Source organism: Streptomyces sp. NRRL S-495, assembly GCF_000966955.1.
Lineage (GTDB): Bacteria > Actinomycetota > Actinomycetes > Streptomycetales > Streptomycetaceae > Kitasatospora > Kitasatospora purpeofusca.
Genome location: NZ_JZWY01000157.1, coordinates 1 through 10,522, shown reverse-complemented (window position 1 = coordinate 10,522; position 10,522 = coordinate 1). Strand labels below are relative to the sequence as shown.

Genomic DNA, 10,522 nt, shown 5'->3' with positions numbered 1-10,522 from the left:
GCACTGAACGAGCTGACCGGCGCGGGCGCCAAGTTCACGGTCCGGCGCTACCTGGAGGACCCGCCGAGCGTCGCCGAGCTGGAGCAGGTGCTGGTGCGGCTGGGCCTGGAACCGTGGGACATCGCCCGGATCGAGGAGCCCGTGGCCAAGGACCTGGGCATGAAGCAGTGGGGCCGGGAGGCCGGCGACCGGGCGAGCTGGCTCGCGGCGATGGCCGAGCACCCGATCCTGATCCAGCGCCCGATCATCACCGCGGACGACGGGCACGCCGTGGTGGCGCGCACGCCGGAGGCAGTCAGGTCCGTCCTGCCGTAGGGGACGGCGGCCGGTACTGCTCGGCGGTACCGGCCCGGGGTACCCGACCGGCGCCGGCGGCCAAGGTGCCGGGTGCCGGCGGCCGGGTGTCAGCGGCGCTCGAAGCGCCGCACCGGCTCGCCCGGCCGCCAGGAGCTGATCCGGACCGCGTCCCCCTCGACGGTGGTGTGCACGACCTGCTCCAGCTCCAGCCGGAAGGCGTCGTACGGACCGGGCGGCGGCTCCGGGAGCTCGGCCTCGTAGGCGGCGCGCTCCGCCTCGTCGGTGAGCTCCACGGCCCGGCCGGACAGCTTGGAGTCGCCGTCCGCCAGCGTCTCGTCGCTCGGGTTGCTGTGCAGCGCGAAGCGGGCGTCGCGGCGGAGGTCCCGCACCTTCATCGCGTCGCGCATCGAGCCGAGCAGGATGTCCGCCCCGAAGAAGCCCACCTCGATACCGCTTACCCGGGGTGAACCGTCACTGCGCAGCGTCGCCAGGACGTGGTGCTTGTTGGCCTCGAAACGGGCCCGCACGGCGGGGGCCAGGTCCGGCGCCTCCTGCTCGAAATCCTGCCAGGTAGCCATGCCGTCAGTGTGGCACCGGCCGCTGACAACCGCCGGACGGACACCGCGCGGACGTCGCAAGGACACCGCACGGACGTCGCGCCGCCGCGCTGTCGGTGCCCGGTGCCACACTGGCCGGGTGACCACTACGACCACCTACATCGCCTTCCTGCGCGCCGTGAACGTGGGCGGCCGGACGGTGCGGATGGAGCGGCTGCGCGCGCTCTTCACCGAACTGGGCCTGGAGCGCGTCGGCTCCTACATCCAGAGCGGCAATGTGTTCTTCACCGCCAAGGCCACCGACGCGACGGCCCGGGCCGCGCTGACCGGGCGGATCGAGCGGCACCTGGCCGAGCAGCTGGGCTTCCCGGTGCCGGTGCTGCTGCGCACGGTGGACGAGGTCCAGGCCGTGCTGGACGCCGAGCCGTTCGCGGAGGTCGAGGTGACGCCGGACGTCCGGCTCACGGTGAACTTCCTCTCCGAGCCGCTGCCCGCGGACTTCCCGCTCCCCTACACCTCGCCGAAGGGCGACTACGAGGTGCTCGGCGCCGATCCCGGCACCGCGTTCGTCGTGGTGCACCTGAAGAACGGGAAGTGGGCCACCACCGGCAATCTCTTCGGGAAGTCCTACCGGGGGGCGGTGACCTCGCGGTTCCTGCACACCACGGTCAAGATCGTGGCGGCCGCACGGAAGACCTGAGCCGCACCGGCGGACCTGCGGACCCGGGGACCGGCGGACCGGCAGCCCGGGGAATCTGGACAGGTCGGCGGGGGCAGCCGAGAATCGGTCCATGATGTCGCGTGAGAACCGGACACAGGTGGTCCGGCCGTCCGAGGCCGAGCGGGAGCAGGCCCTCGACGCGTTGCGGGAGGGCGCCGGGAACGGCCGGCTGTCGCACGACACCTTTCTGGGCCGGCTGGACCTCGTCCTCCGTGCGAGCAGCCGCGCCGAGCTGAAGGCCGTGATGTCCGACCTGCCGGCCGGGAACCCGGTCGGACGGTTCCTGCTGCGCGCGGTGGGCCGGGTCTCCGCCTTCGGCGTGCGCCTGGGCGGGGCCTGGCGGGCCGAGCGGCTGCCCGGGCTGAGCCTCCCCCACTCCGGGGGCGGGCAGTTGACGATCGGCCGGTTCCCCGGGTCGGGACTGCGGCTGAACGACGCGTCGGTCTCACGGCACCACGCCGAGCTGCGCCGGGAGGGCGACAGCTGGGTGCTGTACGACCTGGGCTCGACCAACGGCACCCATGTGAACGGGTACCGGATCGTCGGCGGCATCCGGGTCCGCCCCGGCGACCAGGTGCGCTTCGGCAACCTGGAGTTCCGCCTCGCCACCGGCTGACCCCCTGCCGCCCCTGGGCCCGGGGCGGTCGCACGGGGCGGTGGCCCGGCGGCCTGGCCCCGGAGCGTCAGTGCGGGAACTGCCGCGGCGGCCGCTGGACGGGCAGTGAGTCCTGGAAGTCGCCGATGACGGTGGCGACCTGGCGCATCAGGACCGTCCGTTCGAGCCGGCCGAGGTAGCGGTGCTCGGCGACCAGCGCCTCCACGGTGACCCCGAAGTAGAGCGTCATCAGCGGATTGACGAAGAGCTTGCCGCCCTTGGTGCGGTCGGTGAACCGGACGTCGCCGAACAGGCCGCGCAGCGCGGCCGCTACCGAGCCCTGGACGATGCTCGGGTGCTCCGGGAACGCCGCCCGGGCGTGCTCCACGGCGTCCAGGTAGAGCGCCCCCTCCGGGCTGTCGCGCGGGACGGAGAAGGCGCCGAGGTAGCCGCCGGCCCGGTCGATCGCGGCGAGGTTCTCCAGGACCAGGGAGTGGTTGACGCCGTGGTAGGCGTCGATGCCGAAACCGAGGCAGGCGACCAGCCGTTCGGGGACCTCGGTGAGCCCGGCGACGGCGGCCAGGCTGGCCATGTCCTCCTCCGGTGTGCCGAGGCCCACCTCGTCGCCGCGCATGAGGATGTCGGTACCGCCGTCGACCAGCAGGACGGCGTCGATGCCGAGGCGCTCGACGAGGGCACGGTAGGCGGCGCGCAGCGGCTGCACCCCGGTCCTGGGGAACGCCCAGACCTGGTCGGGCATGCCGTGCAGCCGAAGCCAGCGGGCGAGCGTCCGCTCGGGGAAATAGCCCTCCGGGGCCGGGGTGTCGGGCCGGACCAGGGCCAGGTCGGACTCCTGCCAGACCTCGGCGGGCAGGGCGTGGAGCTCGCTGAAGGAGAGGTTGGCCAGATGCACCTCCTTGCCCGCGGCCCGCAGGGCGAGGGCGAGCGGCAGGCCCGCGTAGACGTCGAAGCCGCCGCCGGCGCCGGCGATCAGGATGCGCTCGGCGGCGAGCAGACGGGTGATCAGCGGGGGCTGGAGGAGCGAGGTCACCCGGGGACGGTAGCACCGGACCGCACGCCCCGGCCGTTGTCGGAGGGGGGTGCTTGGATGCGGGTATGGACCAGGACACCGTACAGAGCACCCTTGCCGACGAGGTACTGCGGGACGCCGAGGAGCGGGCCCGCGAACTGATCCGGTGCGGCTTCCAGGAGCCGGACGAGATAGCCGAGTCCCTGGTCGAGGTCCTCGACGACCAGGGACTGACGATGGAGGAGGCGGAGCGGATCGTCGCTCCGCTGTGGCGGGCGCGGTTGGAGGAGCAGGCCTCCTGGCCGGAGACGACCGACGTCGACCGGCTGGAGGCCGCCTTCGACGCCCTGGAGGAGCTGGGCATCGTCGCCGCGATGGACTTCACCTGCTGTGCGAGTTGCGGTTACGCCGAGATCGGGGGCGAGGCCGAGGAGGACTCGCGGGGCTTCGTGTTCTTCCATCAGCAGGACACCGAACGGGCCGCCGACGGCGGCGCGTTGATGCTGCGGTACGGCGGGTTCCTGGAGGACGGCGAGTCGACGGAGGCCGCCGTGCGGCGGACGGCCGAGGTCGGGCGCGCGGTGGTGGCGGCGCTGACGGCGGCCGGGCTGCCCTCGGAGTGGGACGGTGCGCCGGAGACGGCGATCGCGGTCTCGCCGATCACCTGGCTCAACCGCCTGCCGGAGTAGCGGCGCTCCACGACGGGGCCGACCGGGCCGACCGGGGCGGCCGAGGCCCACCGGGGCCGACGGGCGGTCAGCGGACGACGTGGAGTTCGGCGGTGTGCTCCTGCGCGTCGGCGTGGCGCAGGGTGATCTTCGCGGGGCCGACGGTGGTCTCGATGTCCTCGGTGAGGGTCTTGGTGTCCTCGCCGAGCTTGACCTCGGCCGTGGTGTCGGTGATCCGGCCCACGGTGAGGCTGAGGGTCTTGTCGCCGCCGAAGACCTCGACGGTGTGGGTGCTGTCGGCCTTCTCGGTGTGGACGGCGACATCGCAGCTGTTGTCGTTGAGACAGAGCGAGACACCGCCCATGCAGGCGGTGAGGCCGGCGCCGAGCAGTAGCACGGCGCCGGCCGCGAGGGCGGCCGAGCGGACGGCCGGCCTCCGGCGGCGGCCGGTGGGCAGGTCGGCGGGGCGGCGAGCGGGCAGGTCGGCGGGTCGGAGTCCGGGGCGGTGCTCCGGGGGCGGGTTCGCGGGTGCACTCGTCATGGCTCCGACGGTAGGCGCGCGCCGCCGGCCGGCCATCGGCCGTCGGCGGTACCCGGCCCCTGGCCCTCCCCCGACCCTCCCGGCCGCCGTCACCCGGACATCGTGCGGGGTGAATCCCCTAGGGGACAGCGGGAGTTGCTGGTCAGGACGGATCCAGGGGCGAGGGTTCCGGGCGGAGCGAGGACTCGACGCCGGCCACGACGATCGCCAGACCGCGCTCGAAGCGCCGCTCGAAGTCCCCGAAGAGCTCCCCGCTCGCGGCCGCGGCGAGCGGGTGCCCGGGGTCGATGGCGGCGGCGTACGCGGTGGTGAAGGCCAGGACGGCGTCGGCGAGTTCGAACCCGGCCCGGCGGAACGCGGCGAGCAGGGCCTGCTGCCCCTCGGCGTGCCCGTAGTCGGTGAGCCGGGTGCCGCTGAAGACCTTGGCGCCGTCCCGGTAGCCGAGCAGCGCGGTGCGCAGGGTGCGGCAGGTGGTGGTGATCGCCTCCTGCCAGCTCTCCGGGACGGCGACCGGCCCGGCGAACATCCGGCGGAGCATCTCGGTGGCCATCTCGTCCAGCAGCGCCTGCTTGTTGGCGAAGTGCCAGTACAGCGCGGGTGCCTTGACGTCCAGCTCGGTGGCGATCCGGCGCAGGGTGAGCCCCTCCAGCCCGGTCTCGTCGAGCAGGCGCAGGGCGGCGTCGACCACCTGGGCGCGGTCCAGCTTCGGCGGCATGTCGCGTCCTTCCTTCCGTGGCGGCCGGCCGCCTTCGCGGTGACGGGGCCGCCCGGTGCGGCCGTGCGGCATTGACAACTTAACACCGTTAAGCCCATGCTTCCGGACGTCAGCCACTTAACAACGTTAAGGAGAGTGTGCGATGACGCACGCCCCGACCCGGACCGAGGTCCTCATCGTCGGCGCCGGCCCGACCGGCCTGACCCTCGCCTGCGACCTGGCCCGGCGCGGAGTCGCCGCGCTGCTGGTCGAGCAGGCCGGGGCGCTGTTCCCCGGCTCGCGCGGCAAGGGCCTCCAGCCCCGGACCCAGGAGGTCTTCGAGGACCTCGGCCTGCTCACCGCCGTCCATGCCGCCGGTCGGCCCTACCCCCGGATGCTGAACTGGGAGGACGGCGAGCGGCAGGGCGAGTGGGACCTCGTCGGGGGCCCCGGGCCGGCCGCCCCGGACCCGACCGTGCCGTTCCCCTCGGTCTGGATGCTCCCGCAGTGGCGCACCCAGGAGCTGCTGCACCAGCGGCTGCGCGAACTCGGCGGCGCGGTCGTCCTCGGCACCGCGCTGAGCGGCCTCGACCAGCACCCGGACCGGGTCGAGGCCCGGCTGACCGGCCCCGACGGCGCAGAGCGGACCGTCTCCGCCCGCTACCTGGTCGCCGCCGACGGCGGCCGCTCCACCGTCCGCCGGGCGGTGGGCATCCCGATGACGGGCGAGCAGGTCGACCCGCGCCCGGCCCTGGTCGCCGATCTGGAGATCGACGGCCTGGACCGCGGGAACTGGCACGTCTGGCCGAAGGCACCCGGCGGCCCGCTGCTGCTCTGCCCGCTGCCGAGCACCACCGCGTTCCAGCTGTTCGCCCAGTTCGGCACGGAGGGCGGCACGGAGAACGGCGCGGAGAACGGCACGGAGGGCGGTCCCGGCCCGGAGGAGCCCGACACCTCGCCGGAGGGCGTGCGACGGACCGTCGCGGCCCGCACCCACCTGCCGGAGTCGGCGCTCGGCCGGGTGCACTGGGCCTCCGGCTTCCGGCCCCGCACGGCGCTCGCCGAGCGGTTCCGGCAGGGCCGGGTCTTCCTGGCCGGCGACGCCGCGCACATCCACTCCCCGGCCGGCGGCCAGGGCCTCAACACCAGCATCCAGGACGCCTACAACCTGGGCTGGAAGCTCGGCCAGGTGCTGCGGCACGGCGCCGACGAGGCCCTGCTGGACAGCTACGAGGAGGAACGGCTGCCGATCGCCGCCGAGGTGCTGGAGATCTCCACCCGGCTGCACCGCGCGGGCGGGGTCAGGGCCGGCGGACTGCGGCGCGGCCCGCGCACCGAACAGCTCGGACTCGGCTACGAGGACGGCCCGTTGACCGTCGAGGCACGCCCCGGCCTGGCCGAGGACGCACTGCGGGCCGGGGAGCGGGCCCCGGACGCGCCGCTGGACGGCACGGCCGACGGCGCCGCGAACGGCACGGCGGACGGCACGGCGGACGGCACGGCGGACGACGGCAGCGGGTCGGCGCGGCGGCTCTTCGAGCTGTTCCGCGGCCCGCAGGTCACCGTGCTCGCGGTCGGCCGCGCCCTGCCCGAGCTGCCCGCCGGGGTGCACGGGCACCGGATCGACGGCGGCGTCACGGAGCGGGTGTACGGACCGGGCCTGTTCGTCGTCCGACCGGACGGCTACCTGGGCCTGGCCACCCACGACCCCGCCGACCTGCCGGGCTACCTGGGCCGCCTCGGCCTGCACTGAACCCCGCCGCGCAGGACAGCCGCACCGCAGCCGGACGACGGCGGATGCGGTGGCATACGCCCCCGGCACCTGCCACGCGCGTAGACCGAAGCGCCGCAAAAGCCCCGGGGCTCACTCCCCGGCCGCGTCCCAGGCCTCGGGCGGGCCCCACAGCGGCGCCGTGCACCGCTGGTAGGTGGCCTGCCAGTGCGGCCAGTGCCGGGCCACGAGGTCGTCGCAGTCGGCGAGCAGCCGCTCGACCAGCGCCGGCTCGACACCGTCCAGCAGCCAGGCGAGCGCGTCCGGCGTGCCCGGGCCGTCGGCGGAGTGCATCACGTCGAGCAGCTCGGGCAGGCTGCCCACCCGCGAGTTCTCCGTGAAGACCATCTCCATCCGCGGCAGCAGCTGGCGCTCCTCGACCCGCAGATGGGTCTCCAGCCGGGCCGCGAGGTCCTCGATCGCGTAGGCCACCGGCCAGACCGAACCGGTGTCCCGGCTGGCGATCCGGACCAGGGTGGTGACCCGGGTGAACGAGTGGTCGAGGTTGTGGTGGTCCGACTCCAGCCAGTTCAGCAGCAGCCGCAGCTCGGGCGCGAACCGGCGGACGATCGGCCAGATCCGGGTGTCCTGCTGCTCGTGGTGGCAGGACAGCACGGCGGTGACGAAGGTCCAGTGGCGCAGCAGCGCGGCGCCCTTCTCGTCCTCACCGGGCTGCAGCAGCCGGAGGGCGTTGGGCAGCCGGGCGAGGTCGCGGCGGAGTGCGGAGTGCACCAGCCGCAGGCCGGCGAAGCGGAAGGCCTGCGGCTCCTCGTCGGCGGTGCGGTCGTGCACGGGGCCGCCCTGGGTGGGCACGGCCGGGGACACCGGGGACGCTACGGGCAGCAGGTGGCTGGGCATGGCACTCTCTTCACGTCTCGGGCAGGGCTGGCACGACCTGGCGGAAGTGGTGGGCTGGCACTCCCACCAGGGTGATGAGAGGACATCAGAGGCGAATCAATGTCCGATTGACGTGCAGCTCAGCGGCTGTTCGACCCGCTCCGGTGGGCGCGGCGGCGAACGCGGCGCAACATTCCGCCGCGACCGTCACGGGCGGCACGACCACCACGACCGTCACGAGCGGCACGACCACCGCATTTCGTCACGGGATACCGGAAACGGCGGAGCGGACCGGCCGATGCGATCGGCCGGTCCGCTCCGCTCCGTTCCTGAGCCGGTGCCCCAGTGCCCCGGGTGCCTCAGTCGCTCTGCGGCCCCGCGAGGTTCTTGGTGAGCCACTGCAGGGTGTCCGGGATCATCTTCTTGAAGTCGGTGGTCAGGTGCTTCCCGCCGGGCTGCTCGTAGTACTCGACGGTGAGCGGCGGCGCGGCCTTCGCGACCCACGCCTTGACCAGCTTCATCTCGTACGCGTTGGCGCCGCCGGCGGTGGCCAGCATCCTGACGTCGGCCTTGCCCTGGGCGACCAGCAGGTCGGGGCTGTTGGCCTGGCGGTCGGTCTCGTAGCCCTTCCAGAGCGGCGAGTCGGGGTTGAAGTAGCCGTCGATCGGGACGGCGGCCTTGAACTTGTCCGGGTGCTGCAGGGCCAGCTTCGCGCTGCAGAACGCGCCGGTGGAGGCGCCCATCAGGCCCCAGCCGTCGCGGCCCTTCACGGTGCGGAAGTTGGCGCGCACGAAGTCGGGGATGTCCTCGGCCATCCAGGTGCCGATCTTGGGCTGGCCCGGGATGTCGGCGCACTCCAGGGCCTTGGCCTCGTTGGAGTCGAGGTTCTGCACCGGCATGATCATGATGAAGGGGTGGGCCTTGCCCTGCTTGGCGAGGTCGGCGTCGACCTCCTGGATCGGCAACTGGTTGTCCGTCCAGGTGTTGTAGCCGGCGCTCTGGCCGCCCGCGTACAGCGTGAGCACCGGGAAGCCGGTCTTCGCGTACTTCGGGTCGTTGTACTCCGGGGGGAGCCAGACCCAGACCTTGCCGGAGACCCCGGACTTGGGACCGGCCAGGGTGGTCATCATGATCTGGCCGGCGGCGGTGTCCCTGGCCTTGCCGAACGCGGCCTGCGGGCCGGTGGGCATCAGCACCTTGCCGGAACCGGCGGCCGGGACGGGCGCCGCCGGGGCCGAGGTCGAACCGGCCGCCGGGGAGCCCGGGGCGGAGGAACCGGGAGCGGAAGAACCGGGAGCGGAGGAACCGGGCGCCGAGGAGGCCGCGGACGCGGCGGAGGAGCCGGTGACCGCCGCCGCACCCTTGCCGGCGCCGGCCTTCGCCGAGTCGCCCTTGCTCCCGCCGTCCGTACTACCGCAGGCCGCGAGCGCGGCGGCCAGGGTGAAGGCGGTGGCACCGGTCAGCACGGCGCGGAAACGGGAGGACTGCGGCTGCACGGTGAGAACTCTCCGACCGGTGTCGCGCCCCGCTCCGCGGAGCCGGGCGGTGGCCCCCGGGTGGGGCCGGACAGGCCCGGGGCGCGACTGTCTGCGGGACCCCCGGGAGGCTGATCGCCGCCCTGCGCGGCGGCGTGCCGTCCTGCGATCTTATGACGTGACCTGCCCCGGGCCGGTTGCGCGGCAGCCGGCTCCGATCCAATGTTTGTTCCCGATCGAGTAAAGCCTCCGCCGGGCCCTGCCGACCGGCGGGGTGGCGCCCCCGCCGGTCGGCGGGGATCCACCGGACCGGGACCGGAGCGCTCGCCGGACCGGGACGGAACCCTCCCCCAGGGCCGCCCGCACCACCACCGCAGGCTCGTCCACCGCGGACCCGTCCACCGCGGGCTCGTCCACCGCCCACCGCCAGGACCGCCCGAACGAGCGAGCGGCCACCGCTCCGCCCGGGCCTTGGACACTCGTACCAGTGACGCCGGGGCGGGGATCGGGAACGATCGGGCCAGCCGCCGTGAGCCGAGGAGCCCGCCATGCTGGAACAGATCGCCGTTGTCACCGGAGCCGGGAGCGGCGTCGGCCGGGCCGTCGCACGGGAACTGGCCGCCGGGGGATGGCGGCTGGTGCTCGCCGGACGGCGCGCGGAGCCGCTGCGCGAGACCGCCCGACCGATCGCCACGGAGGCCCTGGTGGCACCGACCGACGTCACCGATCCGGAGGCCGTGGACGCGCTGTTCGCGGCGGCCGTCGAGCGCTTCGGACGGGTGGACCTGCTGTTCAACAACGCCGGGACCTTCGGCGCCCCGGCCGCGGTGGACGAGCTGGACATCGCCGAGTGGCGGGCCGTGGTCGACCTCAACCTGACCGGCGCGTTCCTGTGCGCCCGCGCGGCGTTCCGGCAGATGCGGGCGCAGCGTCCGCAGGGCGGCCGGATCATCAACAACGGCTCGATCTCCGCGCATGTGCCGCGCCCGCAGTCGGTCGCCTACACCGCGACCAAGCACGCCGTGACCGGGCTGACCAAGTCGCTGTCGCTGGACGGCCGCCCGTACCGGATCGCCTGCGGGCAGATCGACATCGGCAACGCCGCCACCGACATGACGGCCGCGATGAGCCTGGGCGTCCGGCAGGCGGACGGGCGGATCGCGGTGGAGCCGACCATGGACGTCGCCGATGTGGCCCGCACCGTGCGGCACATGGCGGAACTGCCGCTGGAGGCCAATGTGCAGTTCGCCACCGTGATGGCGACCACCATGCCGTACGTCGGCCGCGGCTGAGCCGACGCCCCGGAGCCGACGACCGGCGGCCGACGCCCGACGAC

Annotated in this window: 12 protein-coding genes; 6 read left to right on the top strand and 6 right to left on the bottom strand. The window is 73.9% G+C overall.

The genetic code is table 11. The features are described from left to right. The coding region (locus tag VR45_RS10645) for an ArsC/Spx/MgsR family protein (RefSeq protein ID WP_107084152.1) at positions 1–315 on the top strand (315 nt) is incomplete at its 5' end. A gap of 89 nt (positions 316–404) precedes the next feature. Here the strand turns inward: VR45_RS10645 and VR45_RS10640 are convergent. After that, on the bottom strand, positions 405–875 hold the full coding sequence (locus VR45_RS10640; RefSeq protein WP_045939449.1) for a pyridoxamine 5'-phosphate oxidase family protein: 471 nt from the start codon (positions 873–875) through the stop codon (positions 405–407). Positions 876–993: 118 nt separating this feature from the next. On the opposite strand from VR45_RS10640, the gene VR45_RS10635 reads away from it, so the two are divergent. Then, on the top strand, positions 994–1,554 hold the full coding sequence (locus VR45_RS10635; protein ID WP_234325927.1) for a DUF1697 domain-containing protein: 561 nt from the start codon (positions 994–996) through the stop codon (positions 1,552–1,554). A gap of 91 nt (positions 1,555–1,645) precedes the next feature. Next, on the top strand, positions 1,646–2,191 hold the full coding sequence (locus VR45_RS10630; RefSeq protein WP_045939448.1) for a DUF1707 and FHA domain-containing protein: 546 nt from the start codon (positions 1,646–1,648) through the stop codon (positions 2,189–2,191). A gap of 67 nt (positions 2,192–2,258) precedes the next feature. Here VR45_RS10630 and VR45_RS10625 read toward each other — a convergent pair whose 3' ends face one another. Further along, complete coding sequence (locus tag VR45_RS10625; RefSeq protein ID WP_045939447.1) at positions 2,259–3,221, bottom strand: DUF1152 domain-containing protein; 963 nt, start codon at positions 3,219–3,221, stop codon at positions 2,259–2,261. A 65-nt stretch (positions 3,222–3,286) separates the two neighbouring features. On the opposite strand from VR45_RS10625, the gene VR45_RS10620 reads away from it, so the two are divergent. Beyond that, positions 3,287–3,889: a hypothetical protein gene (locus VR45_RS10620; RefSeq protein WP_052708989.1), complete on the top strand. Its 603-nt coding sequence runs from the start codon at positions 3,287–3,289 to the stop codon at positions 3,887–3,889. A 67-nt stretch (positions 3,890–3,956) separates the two neighbouring features. On the opposite strand, the gene VR45_RS10615 is transcribed toward VR45_RS10620, so the two are convergent. Continuing rightward, positions 3,957–4,409, bottom strand: coding sequence for a hypothetical protein (locus VR45_RS10615; RefSeq protein ID WP_045939446.1), 453 nt, complete (start codon positions 4,407–4,409; stop codon positions 3,957–3,959). Positions 4,410–4,551: 142 nt separating this feature from the next. Beyond that, positions 4,552–5,124, bottom strand: a complete 573-nt coding sequence (locus tag VR45_RS10610) for a TetR/AcrR family transcriptional regulator C-terminal domain-containing protein (protein WP_045939445.1) — start codon at positions 5,122–5,124, stop codon at positions 4,552–4,554. A gap of 142 nt (positions 5,125–5,266) precedes the next feature. Between VR45_RS10610 and VR45_RS10605 the strand changes: the two genes are divergently transcribed. Next, positions 5,267–6,856, top strand: coding sequence for an FAD-dependent monooxygenase (locus VR45_RS10605; RefSeq protein ID WP_045939444.1), 1,590 nt, complete (start codon positions 5,267–5,269; stop codon positions 6,854–6,856). A 111-nt stretch (positions 6,857–6,967) separates the two neighbouring features. Here the strand turns inward: VR45_RS10605 and VR45_RS10600 are convergent, their stop codons facing one another. Next, the gene (locus VR45_RS10600; protein WP_045939443.1) at positions 6,968–7,732 is read right to left on the bottom strand and encodes a hemerythrin domain-containing protein; all 765 of its coding nucleotides are present in this window, start codon (positions 7,730–7,732) and stop codon (positions 6,968–6,970) included. A gap of 338 nt (positions 7,733–8,070) precedes the next feature. Then, positions 8,071–9,207 (bottom strand): alpha/beta hydrolase-fold protein, encoded by a 1,137-nt coding sequence (locus VR45_RS10595; RefSeq protein WP_234325926.1) that lies wholly within the window; start codon positions 9,205–9,207, stop codon positions 8,071–8,073. Between the two features lie 527 nt (positions 9,208–9,734). Between VR45_RS10595 and VR45_RS10590 the strand changes: the two genes are divergently transcribed. Next, complete coding sequence (locus VR45_RS10590; protein WP_045939442.1) at positions 9,735–10,478, top strand: SDR family oxidoreductase; 744 nt, start codon at positions 9,735–9,737, stop codon at positions 10,476–10,478. The last annotated feature ends 44 nt before the right edge of the window (positions 10,479–10,522 follow it).